The 21466-nt window shown below is 66.0% G+C and carries 18 protein-coding genes and 1 pseudogene; 5 read left to right on the top strand and 14 right to left on the bottom strand.

The annotated features are described in order from the left end of the window. Positions 1–350 precede the first annotated feature (350 nt). The 9 genes from ABFP37_RS06250 to ABFP37_RS06210 form a co-directional block, all read right to left on the bottom strand. Entirely contained in the window at positions 351–509 is a 159-nt protein-coding gene (locus ABFP37_RS06250) for a DUF6760 family protein (protein WP_104139115.1), read from the bottom strand. Then, positions 506–982, bottom strand: coding sequence for a phage tail assembly protein (locus ABFP37_RS06245; RefSeq protein ID WP_347033037.1), 477 nt, complete (start codon positions 980–982; stop codon positions 506–508). Before ABFP37_RS06245 ends, ABFP37_RS06250 begins: the two co-directional genes overlap by 4 nt. After that, a complete protein-coding gene (locus ABFP37_RS06240; RefSeq protein WP_214967135.1) occupies positions 982–1425 on the bottom strand; it encodes a phage tail protein in 444 nt (147 codons plus the stop codon). The genes ABFP37_RS06245 and ABFP37_RS06240 overlap by 1 nt, the downstream gene beginning before the upstream one ends. A 24-nt stretch (positions 1426–1449) precedes the next feature. Continuing rightward, positions 1450–3009, bottom strand: a complete 1560-nt coding sequence (locus ABFP37_RS06235; protein WP_347033036.1) for a phage tail sheath subtilisin-like domain-containing protein — start codon at positions 3007–3009, stop codon at positions 1450–1452. Between the two features lie 114 nt (positions 3010–3123). After that, complete coding sequence (locus tag ABFP37_RS06230) at positions 3124–6936, bottom strand: hypothetical protein (protein ID WP_347033035.1); 3813 nt, start codon at positions 6934–6936, stop codon at positions 3124–3126. Between the two features lie 18 nt (positions 6937–6954). Beyond that, on the bottom strand, positions 6955–7698 hold the full coding sequence (locus tag ABFP37_RS06225; protein WP_347033034.1) for a DUF4157 domain-containing protein: 744 nt from the start codon (positions 7696–7698) through the stop codon (positions 6955–6957). Positions 7699–8918: 1220 nt separating this feature from the next. Then, positions 8919–11003, bottom strand: a complete 2085-nt coding sequence (locus tag ABFP37_RS06220) for an ATP-binding protein (RefSeq protein ID WP_347033033.1) — start codon at positions 11001–11003, stop codon at positions 8919–8921. Positions 11004–11010: 7 nt separating this feature from the next. After that, the gene (locus tag ABFP37_RS06215) at positions 11011–11664 is read right to left on the bottom strand and encodes a DUF4255 domain-containing protein (protein ID WP_347033032.1); all 654 of its coding nucleotides are present in this window, start codon (positions 11662–11664) and stop codon (positions 11011–11013) included. A 139-nt stretch (positions 11665–11803) separates the two neighbouring features. Further along, entirely contained in the window at positions 11804–12427 is a 624-nt protein-coding gene (locus tag ABFP37_RS06210; RefSeq protein WP_347033031.1) for a response regulator transcription factor, read from the bottom strand. Positions 12428–12688: 261 nt separating this feature from the next. Here ABFP37_RS06210 and ABFP37_RS06205 point away from each other — a divergent pair, with 261 nt between their 5' ends. After that, positions 12689–13504, top strand: a complete 816-nt coding sequence (locus ABFP37_RS06205; RefSeq protein WP_347033030.1) for a hypothetical protein — start codon at positions 12689–12691, stop codon at positions 13502–13504. Next, positions 13504–13821, top strand: coding sequence for a PAAR domain-containing protein (locus ABFP37_RS06200; protein ID WP_347033029.1), 318 nt, complete (start codon positions 13504–13506; stop codon positions 13819–13821). Before ABFP37_RS06205 ends, ABFP37_RS06200 begins: the two co-directional genes overlap by 1 nt. Before the next feature lie 7 nt (positions 13822–13828). On the opposite strand, the gene ABFP37_RS06195 is transcribed toward ABFP37_RS06200, so the two are convergent. Continuing rightward, a complete protein-coding gene (locus tag ABFP37_RS06195; RefSeq protein WP_347033115.1) occupies positions 13829–14176 on the bottom strand; it encodes a CARDB domain-containing protein in 348 nt (115 codons plus the stop codon). 115 nt (positions 14177–14291) lie between these two features. Here ABFP37_RS06195 and ABFP37_RS06190 point away from each other — a divergent pair, with 115 nt between their 5' ends. Then, complete coding sequence (locus ABFP37_RS06190) at positions 14292–14615, top strand: hypothetical protein (protein WP_347033028.1); 324 nt, start codon at positions 14292–14294, stop codon at positions 14613–14615. Between the two features lie 264 nt (positions 14616–14879). Here the strand turns inward: ABFP37_RS06190 and ligD are convergent, their stop codons facing one another. Next, positions 14880–15902, bottom strand: coding sequence for a non-homologous end-joining DNA ligase (ligD, locus tag ABFP37_RS06185; RefSeq protein ID WP_347033027.1), 1023 nt, complete (start codon positions 15900–15902; stop codon positions 14880–14882). Between the two features lie 121 nt (positions 15903–16023). Between ligD and ABFP37_RS06180 the strand changes: the two genes are divergently transcribed. Continuing rightward, positions 16024–17982 carry an amylosucrase gene (locus ABFP37_RS06180; protein ID WP_347033026.1) on the top strand — a complete coding sequence of 653 codons (1959 nt, stop codon included), beginning with the start codon at positions 16024–16026 and terminating at the stop codon, positions 17980–17982. Here ABFP37_RS06180 and ABFP37_RS06175 read toward each other — a convergent pair. The 3 genes and pseudogenes from ABFP37_RS06175 to ABFP37_RS06165 form a co-directional block, all read right to left on the bottom strand. After that, positions 17979–18251, bottom strand: a pseudogene (locus ABFP37_RS06175) (hypothetical protein); the annotation flags it as partial. The gene ABFP37_RS06180 and the pseudogene ABFP37_RS06175 sit on opposite strands and share 4 nt — an antisense overlap. Before the next feature lie 15 nt (positions 18252–18266). Then, the gene (locus ABFP37_RS06170) at positions 18267–18620 is read right to left on the bottom strand and encodes a hypothetical protein (protein WP_347033025.1); all 354 of its coding nucleotides are present in this window, start codon (positions 18618–18620) and stop codon (positions 18267–18269) included. Continuing rightward, entirely contained in the window at positions 18617–18763 is a 147-nt protein-coding gene (locus ABFP37_RS06165) for a hypothetical protein (protein ID WP_347033024.1), read from the bottom strand. The genes ABFP37_RS06170 and ABFP37_RS06165 overlap by 4 nt, the downstream gene beginning before the upstream one ends. A gap of 116 nt (positions 18764–18879) precedes the next feature. Here ABFP37_RS06165 and ABFP37_RS06160 point away from each other — a divergent pair, with 116 nt between their 5' ends. Next, positions 18880–19569 (top strand): alpha/beta family hydrolase, encoded by a 690-nt coding sequence (locus ABFP37_RS06160; RefSeq protein WP_347033023.1) that lies wholly within the window; start codon positions 18880–18882, stop codon positions 19567–19569. Positions 19570–21466 lie beyond the last annotated feature (1897 nt).

Below are 21466 nucleotides of genomic sequence, written 5' to 3'. Positions count from 1 at the left end.
GGGATCAGCAGCGTCAGGTCGGCCGGTTCCGAACGGTGCGACTCCCCGGTGCCGGTGCCGCCGCCGTCGACGTCTATCACTCCGGGCGGCGCGTCGGCCGTCACGAGGTGGCTCATGGGTCCCGTGAAGGACGGGTTGGCCCACGCCGTAAGGGAAGCGGCGAAGCGGTCAGGGCCGTGCGCCAGGTCCATGGTGCCGATGGTGCGTTGGAGCGGCGGCAGGAATGCCCAGCCGGCGGGCGGCACCGGAGGCCGGTATGCCGGATCACGGCCTGTTTGTGCCTCCACACCGGGCGCTGAGGCGTCGGGCCCTGGCTCGGGGCGTTCACGTTGCCAAGGCCAGCGCATGGTTCAGCGCTCCTGGGAAAGCCGGGTGTTGATTCCCGCGATTTCTTTGACGTAGCGGAGCCGCTGGCCGTGCTCCAGATCCAGGATGTCGTCAAGGGGCCAGTGGAAGTGGTAAGCCACGTACGCCACCTCCTCGTAGATCCGGTCCGGCGCGTACGTCATGATTCCCCCAGGCGGCCGCCAGCGAGATCCGCCGTAAACCGGTGGGAGCACTCGGGGCAGGTGACGGCGATCCGCGTGTGGCCTTCGGCGTTGATCCGGCGATAGAAATCCTGCAGGAAGGCGACGTCGGAGGCGAACATGTTCTCCACCACGGCTGACGTCACTGCACCCAGCGTGCCGAGCGACGTGATGACCCTGCCCAGGAGGACGACGGTGGTGTAGGCCGCATTCTCCTGGACCCGGGCATCGTAAAGCGGCAGCAGTTCATCGCGGGCGGTGGCCAGCCGCATGACGCCGGACTTGTGGACGGTGCCGTCCTGGTCGACATAGCCGCGGGGAAGCTCGAAGCTGAACTCGGTGCGGAGCGGCTGCCGGTCCCCGTTGCGGTCCTGGCCGTTGGCACCGTTCAGCTGGGCTCCCGGTGGGTCCCCGCCCGCCTCCGGGAGGACCGCCGCTCCATGGGTTCTTTGCATCATGAGATGGTGGACTCGTCGTAGCAGATCACGAATTTCTCCGTGGCCTGTTCTGTCGCGCCGGCCTTGAGCGAATTCAGTTCAACGCTTTTCACCCAGCAGTTCACGAAGTTGTAGGTCTTGAGCGTGTCGCCCTTGTAGTCAAGCAGGGCGACGGCGGCCGTCTTGCGGGCACCTGCGACGTCGCCTTCCATGACTGTCTTGAGCCAATCAGTCACGGTCTTGCTTTCGGTCAGGCCACGAGTGATGCTGAGCTCTCCCGGCTTGGGGCGGCCGATGAGCTGGCGCACCACGTACTTACCGTCTTTGGTCTGCTGCTTCAGCTCGATCTTGTCCACCTCCGACTTGAGGCCGCTCACTTCGATCACCCGCGGCACTTCGATGCCGTCGATCGTGACCGTGAAGGCGTTGGCTGGTGAGTTGTCAAAATCGCCGAGGGCCATGGTCTTGCTCCTTTTGAACTGGGATTACTCGCTCACGAGGCTGGTGCCGCCGGAGAACTGGGACAGCTGGAAAATGACGAACTCGGCCGGCTTCACCGGAGCAACACCGACCTGGCAGACCACCTGGCCGGCGTCGATGCCCTCGGCCGGATTGGTCTCCGAGTCGCACTTGACGAAGAAGGCCTGCTCGGGGGTGAGCCCGAACAGAGCGCCCTTGCGCCATTCGTTGGTCAGGAAGGCGCTGATGGTGCGCCGGATGCGGGACCAGAGGGCGGGGTCGTTCGGTTCGAAGACCGCCCACTGGGTTCCCTGCAGGATGGACTCCTCCAGGTAGTTGAAAAGGCGCCGGACGTTCAGGTAGCGCCATTCAGCGTCGCTGGACAGGGTGCGGGCGCCCCAAACGCGGATTCCGCGGCCCGGGAAGGTTCGGATGCAGTTGACGCCGATGGGGTTCAGCAGTTCCTGCTCCGTCTTGGTGATCTGGGTCTGCAGGCTGGTGACGCCCCGGACGACCTCGTTGGCCGGGGCCTTGTGGACGCCACGGGTGTCGTCGTTACGGGCCCAGACGCCGGCCATGTGACCAGAGGGCGGAACGAACCTGTTCGTCCCGGTGGAGGGGTCGAAAACCTTCACCCAGGGCCAGTAGAGTGCCGCAAACTTGGAGTCGAAGCCGCCGCCGTCCATCCGCCAGTCCTTGATCTGCTGGGCGTTGAGGTTGGGCGGCGGATCGATGATGGCGATGCGGTCCCCCATCAGCTCGCAGTGGGCGATGGCGGCGAGCTGGACGGCCTTGACCGTTTCCTGGTCGATGGATCCCTGTTCGTAGGCGGCCATCAGGTCCGGCACCGCGACCATCGTCACCTCGTCGACGGCCTCCAGGCCGCTGAATCCGGTGCGGTCGGCGGCGTCGCCGACGTAGTCGTCGGCGTTGAGTTCTTCGGTGGTTGGCGGCTCGGGCTCGGGCTCCGGCGCGACCAGCTGCACGGTGCCCTTGTCCGGCTTCACGAGCGCCCCGCCGGTGGCGACTTCCTCGATGGTGACGATCTTCGATTCCGCGCTGATCTTCGTGGCGGCATTGTTGGGGCCGCGCTTGGTGGTGACGTTGTCCCAGACCTCTGGCGGCTTGCCCTCCGCTGTGATGACGATCTTGAACTGGTCCTCGGGTACGTTTTCGCCGCTGGGGTCTGCGATTTCAACGGTGACGGGCTTCGGGTTGGCGGCCGTGGATTTGGCGGTCAGGCGGTATCCGCCGAGTTCGGCCGTGGGCGACGCCGTCACGGCCTTGGGCTGCTGCTTGGGTTTGTCCTCCTCGCGGGCCCCGTCGGCGCCGATGCGGACCACGTAGCAGTTCCCTCCGCCGTTGAGGAAGTAACCGTAGACGGCGTGGGCGAGGTACGAGCCCTGGATGAAGTCCCCGAAAGTTTCGGAGAACTGGGTCCAGTTGGACACCAGGGTCGGCTGATTGTCCGGGCCCTTGGAGGCAAGGCCGACGAACGCAGCGACTGCTGTGCCTACGCCCTCGATTGGACGAGTGCCCGCTGCGACCTCGTTCACGTACACACCTGGCGAAAGATAGCTTGGCATTTTGTCTCCTCGGTGAACCCAAAACGTGGTTCAAGGGTCCTGCGGAGACGGGGTGCGGCGGTACGGCTATGCGGATGCACTCGCGGGAAGGATGGGGTGCACGAAGGGGCAGGCCTATGACCTGGTCAGGTTTCTCTTCACTCCGTATTTCTTGAAGATTTCCTCGGCCGTTTCCATTTGTTGCTTTGCGGCACTTGTGATCGCTGCAGGGTCCGGTTTCATTGCTTCAGGCAGTCCGCGTTCTTTGCGCCCGGGTCCATTCTTCGCGTGATCACGTTCGACGGCGGCTATGGTGCGCTTTATGGCACCCCGCGTCAGCAACGCGTAGGCGCGCATCATGCTGTAGGCGTCCTTCCCAGCACCGACGCCCGATCTAGCCCGTCCTTTTACGGACTTGGACAATTTGAGATCACCAGAAACTTCATATGGCTGAAGACGCCTAAAATCCTTTTGCTCTCGGGCGCCCCGCCAGAGAAGTATGGTGGCCATACTGTTGTATTCAGTCTCAGATGTCTCCGGGAATCCCTGGGACATGAGCACAGCGCTGACATAGCCGTCCGGAATCACGTGCTCAGACCAAAGGTAGGGACCGCGATCCGGCTGGGAGCTGTGAGGGGCAATTTTACCGACCAGTGATGCTGCTTTCTGCTCCTCAGGATTTGCATGGCTCGCCACAGACGGCGCATTGCCTAGATCCAGGGAAACGTCGGGAGTGTTGGCATCTACCTTCTGGACGTGGATGTGATGCCGACCGCTGGCTGAGACTAGTTCCGCGCTCCGTAGGCCGAATCGCTGCTTGAGCGCCGGGAGCGCTTCTCGGACGCTAGCAACCGTCGCACCCTTTGTGGAGAGTACTCGCTTGCCGGCCTCGACGGAGGGCCCGATGTCATTCTGCGTTTGCCCCGAGACCAAGGGCTTACCGGCCTCCGCCTTCCCTTTCACCCATGCCTTGCCCGCAGCGACCTTCGCCTTCACCTTCCCCGCGAAGCCCTTGATCCCTCGGATGATCGGCCCGGCAAGCTTGAGGCCGGTCTTGATGACGAAGTCGAGGGCTTTGTTTACCGGCTTCTGCAGCGTCTCCACAATCTGGCGGATCTTCTGGCCGATGCCTCCAATGCCGATCACGCTGGCCAGGAACCCGATGAGGATCGGCACCATCTGGCCCAGGACATCGTTGATCTTGTTCACCACGCTGCTGACGTTGCCGCGGACGATGTCGGCAACCGCGTCGATGATCGTGTTGACGAACTTCATGATCCGCTCGGCGTTGTTCACAAAGAACATCATTACGTCGTAGATCAGCTTGCAGGCCTTGATGAACGCAGCGGCTGGGTTGAGCAGGCCGATCAGCCACGTGATGCCGGCCGTGATGATCTTGGTGATCACGAAGTCCTTGACCTGCTCAAGGATCATGTCCTTGATGTTGCCTAGCTTCTCCAGGAGCATCTGCCACAGTCCCGCGATGCCCTGGCTCGCGATGACCTGGAATATCTCCACGCCCTTCTCGACGGCGGCCATCGCCTTCTCGCCAATCTGCTTGACGATCCTGTTCCGGATGTTCGCCCAGGTCAGCCCGAACAGGGACGCGAGCAACTTGATGATGCCCTTGACCTCGAAGGTGTCCGGAAGCTCGACGCCGCCCTCGGCCAGGGCGCCGAACAGCCAGCCCATCAGGCCGTTCTTGAGGTGGCTCAGGATGTTGTCCTTGAACTTGAGGATGCCGCCCTTCACACCCTCGATCAGGTTGCCCAGGAAGGCGACCGGATTCTTGATGATGTCCCCGACGACACCCGCCGCCCGGGAGAGCACGTTCTTGAGCATTGCGGCAAGCTCGCGGATCGTGTTGATGATCCCCTTGATCGCGCCGATCGCCTTGTCCACCAGCCCCTTGTTCTCCGCCTGCAGCGCCTCGATCCGCTCGTCTAGCCCCTTGCGTGCCTCGGAGTACTTCGTGGCCAGGCTGTCAACCACGGACTCCTGTTTGGCGTTCACGTCGCTCTCGAGCTGGGAGAACTTGTCGCCGATCTCCTTGGCGGCCTCGGCTCCGACCTTCTGCAGATCGGCGGGGAGGCTTGCAGCGTAAGCCGCGATCTCGGCCTTGCCCTTGGCGATCCGCTGCTTGGCAGCGGTCAGGTCGTTCCCGACGATGTCCGCCACGTTGGAGATGACGACGTTCATCTTCGTGAGATACAGCTCGCGGCCCGCCTCGTAAAACTCGTTGACCTTCGCGGGCATGCCGGTGATCTTGTCCCGGAGCCAGCGGTACCCGCCGAGCCAGCCCCCGTACCGGTCCTTCTTGTACGTAGACATCTTCGCCTCGACAAAGGCCTCGAACGCCGACCTTGCACCGGCCTCGCCCTTCTCGAAGGCAGCGTCCACCTTCGGGTCAATCCCGTCGAGGATCTTCTTCACGTCGGCCTCGGTGGCTGCGAAGATGCCCTGAACTTTCGCCGTGACCTCGGCGCGCTTCGCCTCGTCCTTGGACTTCGCCTTGCCCTTGTCCGCAACCAGGTTTGCCAGCGCCGCCGCCTTGGAACTCTGCATCCCCGTCACGCCCGCGGCGGTCTGCGCTCCGGCCTCGGCCTTTCCCTGCTGAAGGACCTGCTGCTCCTGCTGGCGGAACTCAGCGGGAGCCGTCTGGGCATGCTCGGCAGCGGCCTGTTTGTCGGCGACGCCCTGCTGGAACTCAGGCTCGTTGGACTGCGCCAGCTGCTGGTCGCTGACCTCGGCGTCGGCCATCTCCTGGTTGGCCTGGTGCGTGCCGGCGGCAAGGTTGACCTGCTCGGCCGGTGCCGGCTTGGGCACGGCACCGGCGGCGGGGACGGTCACGGCCTGTCCCGGCTGCTCCTGGGGCATCGGAGTGACCGGCTTCGGTACAGCCTTGGACTGGTCCGGCGGGGCACCTGTGGCAGCCACGATGTCCTTGGCCTGGCCCTCCTTGCCCTGCGTCACCAGGCCCTTTACCTGCCCCTTGGCTTCCCCGGCCTTCCCGGACTTCTTGTACTCGTCGGCCTCCTGCAGGGTCTTCGGCGACTTCGCCTCTATGGCCGCCTTGACGGCAGCGATGAAGGCCTTCTTGTCGAAGGAGCCTGCCGGCTGGGCGTCCATGGTATCGAGTTTTGCTGCCTTGGCCTGGCCGGCGACGTCATCCGACGGGGGAAGTGCGGCCGCCTGGGCCTCCTTGGCCTTGGACATGGCCGGAGGGTGCGCCTTCCGTGACTGCGCGAAGCCCTTGATGTTGCCGGTGACCTGGCTGAACGCCGGATCGTCCTCGGGCCGCACCGGGGTAGGCGCAGTGGGCGGCTGTAAAAGCTTGTCGGCAGGCAGTGCAAGAGGTGCCAGCGTGTCCGGCGCGGCCGCTCCCCCGGCGGCCGCGGATGCAGGACTCTTTCCTGCCACGACACCCTCGCCCGTCCCGCCCGCCTTGGGGGCCGCGGCTTTCCCGAGCGGGCTTAGCGCCGGCACAGGTTTGGGGGGAGGAACCGGCTTCTTCGACGCCACCTGCCCGGGTCCGAATCCCGTCTTCGTGACCGCGAGGGCCGAGTCGGGCGGCTTGGGGCCCTCGAGGTTAACGGGCACGCCCGCGGTTTTGGCCGCCTTCAACCCCTTCTCGACCGTGGCGATCGCGGGTTCGTCCCTGCGGATCTCCTTCAGCGCTGCGTCGATCTCGGCAACGGCCTGCTCTCCCGGCGATTTGAGCTTCGCGGCCACGAGCGCGCCAACAGCAGCGTTGCCCGCCTGGCGCTGCAAGGCAAGTACGGCACGCGGATCGACACCCGCCGGCGGAGAAACCCCAGCCCGCCGACTACCTTCGATGAGCACACCGCCGACCTCACGTCTCGAAGCGCCGATAGCCTGGCGCGCAACTGTCGGCCCGGCGCGCTGCGCCGGAACCTTGCCGGGTCCGCCCTGAAAGGTCGTCGCCATGGACCACTCCGGCCGGGATCAGCCCGGCTCTTCCTCTTCCGCCTCGTCACGCTGGACGGCGCCACCCGCCATGAAGGACCCCTGCGCGGTGTCCTTCTCTTCTTCCTCTTCCTCGCGCTGGACTGATTCCTCGCGCTGTACGACGGCGGCGCCCGCGGCGAAGCGCTGCGCCGTCGGCGCGGCAGAGGCGGACATGGCCCGCTCGGCAGTGGCGGCCGCCTCACGTTCGAAACGGTCCGACGGGTCGCTGACGCGCACGCCTGTGCCCGTTGCGGTCCCATCCACCGGACCGCTCCGCTGCTGGACCACGTGCGTCAGTTCATGGGCAAGCATGGTGCGGCCGGCATCTGAGCCGGGATCATACTTGTCCCGCTGGAACACGATGTTGGATCCCACCGTGTACGCGTGGGCGTTCACGGAGGCCGCAGATGAATGCGCGGCGTCGCCGGTGTGGACTCGTACGTCCAAGAAGCTGTGGCCCAACCGGCCCTCCATGTCAGACCGCACCGGTTCCTCGAGCGGCTGGCCGCCTCCGGATGAGACGACGTCGAGCACGGGTGACCGTTCCTCCTCGGCGAGGCCGCGCACGCCGCTGTTGCCGACGGCGCGCTGGAGCGCCAGCATGCCCCGGGATCCGACGACGTCGGGCCGGCCAGCTGCCGCCGCCCGGTTCAGCACCGCGGGGTCTGCGGCTTCGGTCCGTACCGGTTTGGCCCGCAAACTGTCGACGTCGGACTGGTCGTGGTCGTGGCTGTGCATCATGCGCCCCTTTCGTCAGACCTACCCCGACAGTGCACTCCCCAGCGCGCGCCGACAAGCACCCGTGCGACGCCGAAAAGGGCAAGAGATGCTGCCCGCAAGCGCCACCCGCCCGGGCTATTTCATCTCCCCGGTTCGGTGCAAGTCTTGGAGGAGAAGCGGAAGGTGCGCACTTATGAACATGCAGAACATGCAGAACATGCAGGAGACGGCACGACCTTGTCGGCCAGAACAGGCGGCTAAGAAGTTCCCCGCGGAGGAGTCACAGGGGCACGGTAAACCATTGCTATTCGCACCACGAGGGGCAGACTGGTTCGCCGAAGTACCCGGACCCTCAACGCTGCTGGCCCTTCAACGCAGCGTGGGGAATCGAACGCTGACGAATTCATTGACCTCGCATCTGACAGCTGCACGCGACCGGTCATCCCGCCGCGACGAGGCACATGTCCAGCGACAAGGCGAGGCCCTAGTTTCTTCAGGTCCACCACTGGCTGGCGGAATCGTTCCCGCATCATTCGCCGGGCCGGGAGGGCTCCCGGCGGTGCGCTATAGCCTTCCAAACATATCCATAGCCAGCGCTACAGTGGTCACACCTAATGCCGTAATCCAACTCGAACTCCTACTGCGAGGCAACGTTCAAGCAACTCCGCAAGGAAGCCTGCCGGGAGTTTCTGTAGATCAGACAGGGTTCCGAGTGCAAGCTGACACCGTTGTGAACGGTCTGAATCGTGGATTGCGGATCAATGGCATAGGGGGCGGTGAGGTCAGCATCGGCACAACTTGGGGAACCGATCTAGAAACTAATGAAGTCCGTTTTACGCCTCCGAATCGTTTCGCCTATATCGGTCAGCACGCAGTGGCCTTTACCCGACTGACTCCGGCCGGTGTCATTAGCTTCCGCGGTCAGATCGGCTTCGAACTCCGTGCCACGGCACTTCCTCTGCCCTTGCAGGCACCTCGCAGCATGGAGCGATCCTGGTGGGAGCGGAATTGGGGTTACGTTGTCGGTGCCGGACTAATCGTTGGGGCTGGGCTGTTGGTCGTCGGAACCATAGTGGAAGACGTAGCAACGGGAGGCGCCGGGATAGTCGACGACCCGGCTTCCTTCGCGGCAGCAGGCGCGATGGCGACTGCAGGAGCTGCTGCCTTCTGATCCGAACCGACGGACAATCAAGCCTCTAATTCAAATAATCCTAGCCATTGGAATTCGCCAGCTTACGGGCTCACCCGTCGGACCTTCTTGCTGTCGAGAGCATCCCCCAGTACGGGCCGAACTCGCTTTCCAGCGTCAGCCGCCCCAGCTTGCGGTACTCCCGCTGCACGGCGGTGACGAGGTGCCGCATGGTGACCGTCCCGCCGTCGTCCGCTGCCAGATACGCGGCGGTGACGGCGGCGGAGCGGATGGCGCCGCCCGCCAGTTCGAAAGCCTTGCCCAGGAAGGCGAGGTCCAGGTCAGCCGCCCGCCCCAGCGCCCTCCCGAGGCACCGGTCCCACAGGACGCTGCGGTGGGACGCGTCCGGCAGCGGGAAATCGACGACGACGTCCAGCCGGCGGGTGAAAGCCTCGTCGATGTTCGCGCGCAAATTCGTCGCCAGGATCGCAAGGCCGTCGAAGGTCTCCATCCGCTGCAGCAGGTAGGCGCTTTCAATGTTGGCGTACCGGTCGTGGGCGTCCTTCACCTCCGAGCGGCGCCCGAAGACGGCGTCGGCCTCGTCGAAGAGCAGCACCCCGTTGACGCCGGCCGCGGCCGTGAAGATCCGCTCCAGGTTCTTCTCGGTCTCCCCCACGTATTTGTCGACGACGGTGGCCAGGTCCACGACGTAGAGGTCCAGTCCCAGGTCCTGTGCCACCACCTCCGCCGACATCGTCTTGCCCGTTCCCGAATCCCCGGCGAATAGCGCCGCGACGCCGTGCCCGCGGCCGGCTCCCGGCCGCATCGCCCAGTCGCCGAGCACCTTCTCGCGGTGCTTCGCCCGCAGCGCAACCTCCTGCAGGGCCAGCAGAACGGCATCGGGAAGGACCAGATCATCCCAGCCGACCAGCGGTTCCACCCGCCGGGCCAGGCGGTCCAGGGCCGAGCCGTTCTCTGCCCGCGCTCCGGCCCCGAGATGCGAAGCGGTGATCCTGCCGTCTGCAGCCAGGGTGGCCTGGATCTGCGCCGATCCGGCGGCGCGCGCCACCTGTTCCGGCCGCAGCCGGAAGGCCGAGGTGGCCGCCGCGACGTCCAGGCTGTTGAGCGGGCCAAGCGCTGCCCGCCACAGGTCCGAGCGCTCGGCCGACGTGCTGACAGGAACCTCCACCAGCAGCGGCGGCCGGGTGGTCCACGCCGGATCCCACGCCGCGTCACCGACGAGCAGCACCGGCTGCGGTTCGGCATGCAGCGCTTCCAGCAAAGCGGGGTGATCAGACACCGCGGCGAGGGGGCCGGCCACCAGCCCCGCGCCCCGGAGCCGCGCTTCCCGTACGGCGGCCTGCGCCAGCGGAAGCGGGTCACGCTCTGCGGCCAGCCGGGTCAGATCAAGGAGGACCGCCGCAAAGCCAGCGGACCGCAGCGCCCCGGCAGCGAGCACACGTCCGGACCCCGTTGCGGGCTCGCGCAGATAGGCCAGGCGGACACCCGCGTTGAGTGCCCTTGTGAGCGGTCCGGCGTCACCCCAGCTGACGGCCGTCCGGCCGGCCAGGACGGCCGCAAGGCCAGGTTCCGGCGTGTCGTCGCCCAGGAGATGCCCGACGACACGGTCCGGCGCCCGCAGCGCCCTGCCGGGCAGCGGACGGTCCGGATCCTCGACGGCCAGCAGGCCGCCCGTGATGAGCGGGCCGGTGAGCAACCTGGCTCTGCCGTCCGCGGCGGTCAGCGGTTCGCCGCAGAGCGCCAACGCGACGGCGACCGACGGCCGGCGCCTCGTGACGTCGTCGTTCAGGTATCCGAAGAACTGTTCGAAGCGCGGATCGAGGTCGGCTGCGAGCGCCACGAGCAGCAAATCGACGTCGAGCGGTGTCAGGCCGAAGGTCGCGGCGAGTACCCGGAGCCTCAGCGGGTGTCCGGCTTTCTCGGCCTCGTCGGCCGACTGCTCGCATTGCACTTGCCGTTGCGTGGCACCGCCGCCTGCCTCCTGACCGTCCGGCTCCAGATAGGGGGACGCTCCGCCAAGCAGGCGGTCCACCGCCTCGTCACTGAGATAGAGCCCGCGGAACGGGTCATCAGGCTGCGGGTCGTCGGCCCGCCGCGTCGCCACCAGGAGACGGATGCGTTCCTCAACCACGCCAACCCGCCCGAGTACGTGCGCGAGGCTGGGGTTCCCGGTCATCGGTCCGTCACCGGCGCGGGCGGCGCGGTCCGCCAACGGTGGCAGGCGGAGCGGAATGCTGGTGCCGCCCCGCATCGGCAGCGCCGCTCCTCGTATCCGTCATGTCCACGTGCGTGCCTTGGGATGCAGGCGGTCCCGCCTGGTAAACAATGCCGGTATCGACCGGCGCGATGACCACGATGTCGAGCGACGGCTTCAGCTCCCCGCCAAGGGCAGACCATACGTCAGCAAACGCGCGGTCCTCCGGCGGGGGAAGCCCCACGGTCAGCGGCACCACCAGCCCGGTCTCGGCCAGCGGGCCAACCACGAGCTCGTCCGGCAGGGCATCATGCTTGAGGAAGCAGCGCAGCAACTGGTCCAGGAGCCGGTGCTCGTCCTCCGGCCGTTGGGTCCACGCCGTGACAAGGTAGGACAGTTTGTAGTGGCGGGGTGCGGGCCGACGGGTCCGGACGTGGCCGTCGTCGCCCCGCTGTTCCGACAGGCCCCGTTCGCGGCGCCGAACGTCCTCACGGATGTCGTAGAGGTACAGGTTGACCGTCGGCGCATTGCGCCGGGCGGCCCAGTCCTTGGTGGGCGCATCGAAGACCACGTCCACTTCCGAGCCGTCCAGGGCCTCAGTCCGGATGAGGGTGCGCAGTGCGTCGTCCACCTGGGCAATCACGAAGTCTCTCCTGAATGGTGGAACTTACGGCCCGCCATGCGGCGGACCGTTAGTACACGGTGATCGAAACTGGCATGCACCGGCACTCTGGACCGGGCACGCGTCTGGGAACCGCCTGCTACCCGTTCGGGCAGTTCCCCTATATCAGCCCCTCCCGCAATGCGTAGGCAACGGCGTGGGAGCGGTTGCGCAGCTGGAGGCGCGTGGTCACATCGTGCACAACGTTCTTCACGGTGCGTTCCGAGTAAGCCAGCTTCTGCGCGATCTCGCAGGTGTCCAGTCCGTCCGCCAGCAGGCGCAGGACTTCAACCTCCCGCGGGGCGAGGCCGGTGAACATGATCCCGCGCGGTCCGAGGACGTGACGCTGCAATTTTCCGACCTGATCCAGCAGCCGGCCCAGGAGGTCGGGCGGCACGCTGCCCTCCCCTGCGGCGGCAGCCATGATCACGGAGACCAGGCGGTCTGGCGTCGCTTCGCTGCGACGCACCAGGCCGACCACACCCGTCTCCACGGCCTTGACGAGGTCGCCGTCGTCGAGGCGTCCGGCCACAAGGACGGCCCTCGACGTTCCATGCCGCTGGACTATGCGGAGCAGAGTCAGCGCGTCATCGTCCACTGAGTCCGCAACCACGACGACGACCCTCGCTTTCTCGGCATTCGGCGCCCGCACGACGCGGACTTCGGGACGGGCACGCAGCTCGCTCGCGACCCCAGCTTCGGAGATCGGATCGCGGGCGTGGACTCTCACAGTGATTGGTTCCATGAATCCTCCCCTTCGTACATGTGATGGCCGCGGAACTGCCTGGTCGCCCACACCAGCTTCCCGTACCTGAATCCGGCACCCCGCTGCACTGAATTTAGCCGACGCTTCTCTTCGTGCAGTCAACACAGGCTCAACGGGCAACAGCGCTGCCCGCAAGTCCGGCCCGCCGGAGTGTTTCCCGTACGGCTTGCCGCCATAGCCTCGGAGGACCTGCGAGCGCACCGGCATCATGGATGTGCCCGGGCTTCCGGAGGAGGGGCCATGAGCACCACTGCAACACTTGATTCGCCCGGCCTCACCTTGGAGCCCGGCGCCGCCGGGTCCGTCCGGCTGACCATTCGCAACGACGGTGAAGTTGTCGAGGAGTATTCTCTTCGGGTTGTGGGTCAGAGCGAGTCCTGGGCCGACGTCGTGCCCGACCGCGTCTCGCTTTACCCGGGTCATGACACCACCGCACTCGTGGAGTTCCGGCCCCCGCGGTCTGCCTCAGTCCCCGCCGGTGAATTCAAGTTCGGGATCCACGTCCTGCCCACGGAGCATCCTGAAGATGCCGTAGTGCCGGAAGGCACCGTCGACGTCCTGCCGTTCCTTCAGACGACAGGCGAACTCATGCCCAGAATGTCCCGGGGCAAGCTTGGCGCCAAGCACAATGTCGCCGTCGACAACAATGGCAACGTCCCCATCACCGTGGACGTGGCAGGGTCCGATCCCGGAGAGCTGCTGGAGTTTTCGCTGCAGCCGCAGGAGCTCACGATCGAACGGGGAACCGTCCAGTTCGCAGCCTTGAGGGTTCGCCCGGCTCAGAAGATCTGGCGCGGCAGGCCTGCCACGCACTCCTTTGCCGTGACGGCGACACCCACTGACGGCATTCCCCTGCCGCTCGACGGTACCCACGTCCAAGACCCCGTACTGCCGTCACGGACGATTAAGGCCGTACTGGTCCTCCTGCTCCTGGCCGTGGCACTGACCGTGAGCTGGCACCTCTTGCTCGCCTCTGTCAGCGCGAGCGATCCCGACAAGCCCGCCCCGCCAGCCCAGAGCGCTGCGTTCAACGTCCGCCCGCACGGTGGAAAGTGATGCCCACGGGTCCAGCGCTCAGGGTCGGCGACACGGCGTTGTGCCCGTTGTCCGACGGCCCGAAGCCGCACGTCGGCGGGCCCATCTCTCCGGCGGCAGGCGTTCCGACCGTGCTCATCGGAGGCATGCCGGCCGCAGTGGCTAATGCCCTTCCCGGCGGGATCGTGTGCGTCTCGCCAGCGCCCAACGGCATCGCGGCAGGCAGCCTTACCGTGCTCATCGGAGGTTTCCCTGCTGCCCGGCTTGGCGACCTCAGCCTGCATGGGACACCCGTGGCGCCCGGACCTGGGTGTCCCACCGTCCTCATCGGCGGCTAACGTATCCTCAGCCAACAGCAGCGGATGTTTCAGGCGCGCCACCCACCGGCGCACTCGGTTCAGCGGCGCAGGGTTCACCTTGGATCACTGCGTCTCTTGCCGGCAGAGCGACTTTCAGCACGACTGAATTATTGCTTTCGTTGACCTCAGGGATGGTTCCCTTCGGATCCGCCGTGATCGTGAATGTGTGAACTCGCTCGAAGTCGGACGTCGTGACGTCGACTCGCACCGCTTGGGGCTTGGATTGGCTGACAGCAGCCAAATTTACGTCCGCGCTCAGCCCCGTGTCGCTGCGCACGGACAACGGAACAGACGCTGCTTCCGGCGTGTCGGCGCCCTCATTCCGCAAGTCCACCGAGATGAGAAGGCAGTCAGGGCCGTCGGCTACGGCTCTGGGAGCCACCGAACACTCGGACGCTGCAGCCAGCGTGAAATCCGGCAATGCCTGAGCACCATCCGGCGACGGCGTTGTGGCTGTAGACGGCGTCTCCGGAGACGGGGTTGTGGCTGTCTCCGGCGTGAGAGCGGCCTGCGTGGGAACGGCCGACGTGATGGCGGCCGGTGTGATCTTCTCGGCGCTACAAGGTACGTGCGGTTGTGTGGTCGGGGGCGACGCCGATGTTGTTGTGGGCGACGGCTCCGATGAAGTCGTCGGCGGAGACGGGTCCGAGGTTGTCGGCGACGCTGTTGTAGACCCGGGCGAAGTCGAGGGCGCCGACGTTTTGGGATCATCAGTGGACTGCGTAGGCGAGGGAATGGTCGGCGTGGGAGTGGGGAATACAGTCGCGGTGTAGCCCGGCACGGGCGGACCGCAGCCAGCAAGGGCGAACAGCAGGAGGAACAGTAGCGGGATGCAGACCCTCTTCCGACGAGAAAACATCAATACCCGCTCCGCTCAGATTCACGTCCAGTAGTGTGCTCCGTTGCGGCCACCGTGCGGCGCAGCAGAATGCTCCCAGCAGAAATCCATCGTGCAGCGCGGGTGCTTCTGGCTCGCGGCCCGAAAGGGCAGACTTCGGGGCAGAATTCCTTCTGCCGATCGCCTGGGCGCGGCTGAACTACTCCGGCTTCCTTGCGCGGCTCGGCTGCACCCTGGGCGGCTCGCCCGGCATCTTCGGATAGTCCGGCGGGAACGGCAGCTCGCCCAGACCGTCCTTGAGGTCGCGTTCCCACCACTCCAGCAGCTGGGCGACGGTGCCCGGATCCGCATTCATGCCGGCCCACGGATCCCCCACTGTTTTCAGCCGTTCCGGCACCGTGAGGATGGTGAAGTCCTTCGGATTGACTCTCCCGAGCTCGTCCCAGGTGATCGGACAGGAAACGGGGGCATGCGCGAGGGCGCGGGGGCTGTAGGCGCCGGCAATGGTCCGGTCGCGGTTGGCCTGGTTGAAGTCGAGGAAAACCCGCTCGCCGCGCTCTTCCTTCCACCAGTTCGTGGTGACCTTCTCCGGCATCCGCCGTTCGAGCTCGCGGGCGGCGGCGATCACGGCGTGCCGCACGTCCAGGAACTCGTGCGTCGGTGCAATCGGGGCGTATACGTGCAGCCCGCGGTTCCCGGACGTCTTGATGAAAGCGTTCAGCCCCGCCTCGGCCAGCACTTTCCGCAGCTCCAGGGCCGCGGGGACGGCGTCGTCGAAGTCCGTGCCGGGCTGCGGGTCCAGGTCGATGCGGAGCTGGTCCGGGTTGTCGGAGTTTTCGGCGCGCGAGGGCCACGGGTGGAACACCACGGTGTTCATCTGCACTGCCCACACTGCGGCCGCCGGTTCGTCCAGGACCAGCTGGGGATGCGAGCGCGCGCTGGGATAGATCACCTTGACGGACCGGATGAAGTCCGGCGTCCCCTTGGGCGGATTCTTGGAGAAGAACTGCTCGCCGTCGACGTTGTCCGAAAACCGCTGGAGCGAGACCGGCCGGTCACCGTTGGCGGCGATGAAGGCCTCGCCGACGTCCACGATGTAGCGGGCGAGATCCAGCTTGGTCAGGCCCAGCTCCGGCCAGAGGACGCGGCTGGGACTCGAGATCCGCATATCCCGGGGACCGTCGGGTCCGTCGACGGTGAGGACGGTCTGTTCGCTGGCCATGGGGACAACCTACCCTGCGCGGCCCGCGGCGTCAGTACCTTGGCGCGTGCCACTGCATCTGTAAGGATGTGAAAGACCGGACGCCGCCGGCAGCTGAAAATCGTCAAGGGGGACCCACTTCATGGTTGAATCCGCGAGTCTGGACCAGGCACCGGATAATCGGTCGGCCGGGGACCGGGTGCCCGGCCACCAATTGCCCGGCCATCAACTGCTTGGCGTCGCTGCCGAGCGGGCAGGCATCCGGCAGAGGGACCCGGACTGGGCAGACTTCGAGCGGCGCTTCGACCTTCACTTCCCTGATTTGTTCCGGCTCTTCCACTCGCTCTACGGCTCGCGGCCGGACTGGCAGGAGCAACTGACGTCACTCCTGGTGGAGACGGCCCGGTCATGGCAGGACCGGCCCGGCGACCTGAAGGTCCTCGACGCCGAGCGGGACGGCACCAGCGACTGGTTCCAGTCAAACCGCATGCTCGGCGGCGTCTGCTACGTGGACCGGTACGCGGCCGACCTCGAGGGCGTAAGGGCGCGGATCCCCTACTTCAAGGAACTCGGCCTCACGTACCTGCACCTGATGCCGCTGTTCCTGGCCCCCGAACCGCTGTCGGACGGCGGCTATGCCGTGTCCAGCTACCGGGAGGTCAACCCCAGGCTCGGCACCATCGAACAGCTGCGCGAGCTGGCCGCCGAGCTGCGGGCCAACGGCATCAGCCTGGTGGTCGACTTCATCTTCAATCACACCTCCAACGAGCACGAGTGGGCCCGGAAGGCGGCGGAAGGGGATCCCCGCTACAGCGACTACTACTGGATCTTCCCCGACCGCGCCATGCCCGACGCGTTTGAGCAGAACGTGCGCGAGATCTTCCCGGAGGACCACCCGGGTTCCTTTGTTCAGCTGCCGGACGGGCGGTGGGTCTGGGCAACGTTCCACACCTTCCAGTGGGACCTGAACTACTCCAACCCGGAAGTCTTCCGCGCCATGGCCGGGGAGATGCTGTTCCTGGCCAACTTGGGCGTAGACATCCTGCGGATGGACGCTGTGGCGTTCATCTGGAAGCGGCTCGGAACTTCCTGCGAAAACCTGCCGGAGGCCCACACCCTGCTCCAGGCGTTTAACGCCGTCTGCCGGCTCGCTGCCCCGTCCCTGCTGTTCAAGTCCGAGGCGATCGTGCACCCGGACGAAGTGGCACTGTACATTGATCCGGCCGAGTGCCAGCTGTCCTACAACCCGCTCCAGATGGCGCTCATCTGGGAGGCCATGGCCACCCGGAACGTGTCGCTGCTGGCGCAGGCCCTGGAGCGGAGGCACAACATTCCGGACGGCACCTCCTGGGTGAACTACGTCCGCAGCCACGACGACATCGGCTGGACGTTCGCCGATGAAGACGCCGCCGAACTGGGCATCAACGGCTTCGACCACCGGCGGTTCCTGAACTCCTTCTACGTCAACCGGTTCCCGGGAAGCTTCGCCCAGGGTGTCCCGTTCCAGGACAACCCCCGCACCGGAGACTGCCGCATTTCAGGGACAACCGCCTCCCTCTGCGGCCTGGAGGACGGCTCCCCCGAGGCGATCCGCCGGATCCTGCTGGCTCACTCGGTCGCTTTCAGCACCGGCGGCATCCCGTTGCTGTATCTGGGCGACGAAGTGGGGCAGCTCAATGACTACCAGTACGCCATGGAGGACGGCCACGAGGCCGACAGTCGCTGGGTCCACCGGCCGCAGTTCCCTGCCGAGCGCTACGCGAAGCGGACGGACCCGGCCACTCCTGAAGGGGCAGTCTTTGAGGGCCTGCGGCGGATGAGGGCGGTGCGCTCGGGCACTCCGGAGCTGGCCGGAACGCGCCTCCTTCCGTTCGCCACAAACAACCGCGGCGTGCTCGGCTACCAGCGCCCCGGTGAGGGTACCCGCATCCTTGCCCTGGCCAACTTCAGCGACGATCCGCAGGTGGTCTCGGCGGAGACGCTGTCCGGATTCGCCGCCGAGGCACTGGACCTCTTTTCGGGCACAACGGTCCGGATCGACCAGGGTATCGTCCTGCGCCCGCAGGATTACGCCTGGCTCCGGGTTATGCCCGCCGGCTAGGCGCTGACCTTGCCGCGCGCCTTCCTCACTTTGCCGGGCTCAAACACGGCAACGAGGGCCACCGTCGCGGCAATCACCACGCCCTGAAACACGCCGGCGTACTGCTCAACCAGCGGCCAGCTCTCGCCCAGGAAGTATCCGGCCAGCACCAGCACCGAATTCCACACCAGGCTCCCGGCCAGGGTCAGCGCGAGGAAAGGCAGGAGCGACATGCCGTCGATGCCGGCGGGAATGGAAACGAGGCTGCGGAAGAGCGGCACCATCCGGCCGAGGAAGACCGCCTTTTAACCGTGCCGGGCATACCACGCCTCCACCTTGTCGACGTCGTCCACGGCGACGAAGGGAATCCTGCCGATGAGCGCACGCGTCCGGTCCCGGCCGAGCCATCCGCCCAGGACGTAGAGCACGTACGCGCCCAGCAGCGATCCTGCGGTCGTCCAGAAGATGGCTTCCAGAAGGGTGAACCCGGCGAGCGGCAGGATGACTTCGCTCGGGATGGGCGGGAACAGGTTCTCCAGGGCCACCACGAATCCGGTCCCGGGCGCGCCGACGGCCTCCGTCACGTCGACAACCCAGCGGGAGATCCCGTCCAGGTCGGAGGCGGCGCCGGAGGCCGCAACCACGGCCACGGCTGTCATGCCTGCACCTCGGTGCCTGCCGGGGTGGCGTCGGCGCCGAAGGCAGCGGTGCCCAGAAAGGCGGCGGCCGCCATGGCGGCAAGAACCGAGCGGAGCGTTCCGCTTCCAACAGTCAGCGGGGCAATGGGTCGGTACGTGATCATGATGGTTTCCTTCCTGGCGGTTCGGGCTTCTGCCTCCACTCTCCCGCCCGGAGCTAGCCTGCAACTTTCGCTGGTCTGTGTGCAGGCTGTGTACGCCGATCCGGCATTATGGACTCATGCCCATCGCTGAATCCCCCGTCACGATCGCCGTCGGTGACGTCCAAATTTCCGGAGCCTATGCCCGGCCGGACGCACCGTTCGCCACCCTGGTTGTTGCCCACGGAGCGGGCAGCGGCATGGAGCATCCGTTCCTGCGCGGCTTGACCCGCGCGCTGAACGACGACGGCGTCGCCACCTTGCGCTTCAACTTTCCGTACCGCGAAGCGGGCCGGAAGTTCCCGGACCGGCCGCCGGCCGCGATCGCCGCCTGGCGGGCCGTCATGGCCGAAGCGGCGGCCCGGTCAGCCGCCCGGTCCGGAGCGGAGCCGCTGTGGGCCGCCGGCAAGTCGTTCGGCGGGCGCATGGCGTCTATGGCGGTGGCCGAGGGCATGCCCGCCGCCGGCCTGGTCTACCTCGGCTACCCGCTGCATCCGCCGGGCAAGCCGGAAAAGCTCCGCGACGAGCACCTGTACGGACTGACGACGCCGATGCTGTTCCTCCAAGGAACCCGCGACACCTTCGCCACGCCGGAGTTGCTGGAGGGTGTGGTCTCGCGCATCGGCCCGGCAGCGACGCTGCAGTGGTGCGATGGCGGCGACCACTCCTTCGCTGTGGCCGGCACCAAGCGCAGCGCCGAAGAGGTCGGCGCCTCGCTCGCGGCCCCTGTGGCGACGTTCATACGCGCCAACAACCCCGCCAGCCGCTAAGTTATCCAGCGTTCTTGCAGCGTCTTCTGATGGGCGACTCCTCTTGGGCTGTCGCGAGGCCAGTGTCCGTTGTCGGGGTCTAACCCTGGTCTGCAGGACATTGGCGTGGCAGGAAAGAGAAGATGCAGGGTCCTCGCCCCGGGCAAAGTTCCGTGCCCAATCGGGCAGCGCGTCCGGTCCAACTGTCAGGATCCGTTTGAGAGTCTCCCGCCGTTCCTAGGGATACTGCGCATGTCTCGTTTTGCGCCGAGGTTCTAAGGGGCAAAGTCCAGATGCAGGAGCAGCGACCGCGGGTTTCCCTGCCCAGTACGTGAGGTCACAATGAAGTCCATGCTCGCCGTGAGCTGAGTTCGGCGGGTCGAGTTCAGGAGCATTTCTGTGGCAGCTCGCAGTGAACGACAAGCACCAGAGGCACCAGATTCCGCTACTGGGAAGAGCGTTGGCTGGCTGGTGCTGCGATGTCTCGCGGCGGCGCTGGTGTTCAGTTTTGTCTTCTACGCATTCGGGTTCCAAGGCCCGGTCACTTCAGACCGACAGGTCGCCGGAGAAGTGACGTTGCCGGCGGCTCCTACCGGCAACGAGGGCAAAGACCCCTTGGATCCGAACAATACCGTCCAAGTTAAGGTGCCTTACCAACCGGTGATTTCGGGTGTCGCCGCTCATGGAACCTCGTCACCGGGAGTCGCCTCTTCGCAGCTCAAACGGCCTGCCAAAGGCTTCCTTATGGCGCCTCTTGAAATCCTTATCAGGACGTCTAAGTTCGGGCCGCGGATTAACCCGATCACCGGTGAGCCTGGTGAGATCCACTGGGGGCAGGATTTCGCTGCACCCTGCGGAACTCGAGTCTATGCGGCCGACGCCGGCGTCGTCCGCGCCGCGGGCTGGCACCCTTGGGGAGGTGGCAACAGGTTGGAGATTGACCACGGCAACGGCCTGGTCACCACGTATAACCACTTGCAGGCAGTGGCCACTGAGAAGGACCGCAAAGTACGTGTCGGGGAGATTATTGCGAAGGTTGGAACTACTGGATCTTCGACTGGATGTCACCTGCATTTTGAAGTCGTCGAGAACAAAGTGCATAAGGACCCGAATCTCTGGAAACTGATAACCATCCACCAAATTGACAAGACGCAGCCAGGCAAAATGATCAGCTTTGATCCGAGCGCTGTGCGAACGCTGGGCTGGACAATTCCCACCATGTCTGGAAAGACCTATAGCAAGGAGTCATCTTCGACACAAACGCAAACGCCGCACTGCAGCGCCACACCCCCGCCGTCCGACTGCAAACAACCACCACGCTGCAGCGCCACACCCCCGCCGTCCGACTGCAAACAACCACCACGCTGCAGCACCACACCCCCGCCGTCCGACTGCAAACAACCACCACGCTGCAGCACCACACCCCCGCCGTCCGACTGCAAACAACCACCAAATTGCACGGCCCAGCCCAACACGCCGGTTCCCGGCGGTTGCTCCCTCCCGGCAGGCTGCACCGTCCAGGCAAACGCCCCAGTCCCCGCCAACTGCCCGCTCCCGGCGGGTTGCGCCTTCCAGCCCGGCACCCCGGTCGGCGCAAACTGCCCCCTCCCGGCAGGGTGCACCGTCCAACCCGGCGTCCCGATGGGGACCGGGTGCCCGCTCCCGGCGGGTTGCGCCTTCCAGCCCGGCACCCCGGTCGGCGCCGGGTGCCCCCTCCCGACAGGCTGCGCCTTCCAAGTCAACACACCGGTCACCACCGGCTGCCCCCTCCCCGCCGGCTGCACTGTCCAACCCGGCGTCCCGATGAGGACCGGGTGCCCGCTCCCGGCGGGTTGCGCCTTCCAGCCCGGCACCCCGGTCGGCGCCGGGTGCCCCCTCCCGACAGGCTGCGCCTTCCAAGTCAACACACCGGTCACCA

It is taken from the genome of Burkholderia sp. RS01, from assembly GCF_039748055.1.
Taxonomy (GTDB): Bacteria; Actinomycetota; Actinomycetes; order Actinomycetales; family Micrococcaceae; genus Arthrobacter.
The sequence above is the reverse complement of the archived record's forward strand: the minus strand, read 5'-3'. Positions and strand labels throughout refer to the sequence as shown.

Excerpts from the sequence above, each read along its gene's own strand:
- ABFP37_RS06250 (WP_104139115.1), bottom strand. The coding sequence starts at position 509 with ATGACGTACGCGCCGGACCGGATCTACGAGGAGGTGGCGTACGTGGCT.
- ABFP37_RS06245 (WP_347033037.1), bottom strand. The coding sequence starts at position 982 with ATGCAAAGAACCCATGGAGCGGCGGTCCTCCCGGAGGCGGGCGGGGAC.
- ABFP37_RS06240 (WP_214967135.1), bottom strand. The coding sequence starts at position 1,425 with ATGGCCCTCGGCGATTTTGACAACTCACCAGCCAACGCCTTCACGGTC.
- ABFP37_RS06235 (WP_347033036.1), bottom strand. The coding sequence starts at position 3,009 with ATGCCAAGCTATCTTTCGCCAGGTGTGTACGTGAACGAGGTCGCAGCG.
- ABFP37_RS06230 (WP_347033035.1), bottom strand. The coding sequence starts at position 6,936 with ATGGCGACGACCTTTCAGGGCGGACCCGGCAAGGTTCCGGCGCAGCGC.
- ABFP37_RS06225 (WP_347033034.1), bottom strand. The coding sequence starts at position 7,698 with ATGATGCACAGCCACGACCACGACCAGTCCGACGTCGACAGTTTGCGG.
- ABFP37_RS06220 (WP_347033033.1), bottom strand. The coding sequence starts at position 11,003 with ATGACCGGGAACCCCAGCCTCGCGCACGTACTCGGGCGGGTTGGCGTG.
- ABFP37_RS06210 (WP_347033031.1), bottom strand. The coding sequence starts at position 12,427 with ATGGAACCAATCACTGTGAGAGTCCACGCCCGCGATCCGATCTCCGAA.
- ABFP37_RS06205 (WP_347033030.1), top strand. The coding sequence starts at position 12,689 with ATGAGCACCACTGCAACACTTGATTCGCCCGGCCTCACCTTGGAGCCC.
- ABFP37_RS06200 (WP_347033029.1), top strand. The coding sequence starts at position 13,504 with ATGCCCACGGGTCCAGCGCTCAGGGTCGGCGACACGGCGTTGTGCCCG.
- ligD (WP_347033027.1), bottom strand. The coding sequence starts at position 15,902 with ATGGCCAGCGAACAGACCGTCCTCACCGTCGACGGACCCGACGGTCCC.
- ABFP37_RS06180 (WP_347033026.1), top strand. The coding sequence starts at position 16,024 with ATGGTTGAATCCGCGAGTCTGGACCAGGCACCGGATAATCGGTCGGCC.
- ABFP37_RS06170 (WP_347033025.1), bottom strand. The coding sequence starts at position 18,620 with ATGACAGCCGTGGCCGTGGTTGCGGCCTCCGGCGCCGCCTCCGACCTG.
- ABFP37_RS06165 (WP_347033024.1), bottom strand. The coding sequence starts at position 18,763 with ATGATCACGTACCGACCCATTGCCCCGCTGACTGTTGGAAGCGGAACG.
- ABFP37_RS06160 (WP_347033023.1), top strand. The coding sequence starts at position 18,880 with ATGCCCATCGCTGAATCCCCCGTCACGATCGCCGTCGGTGACGTCCAA.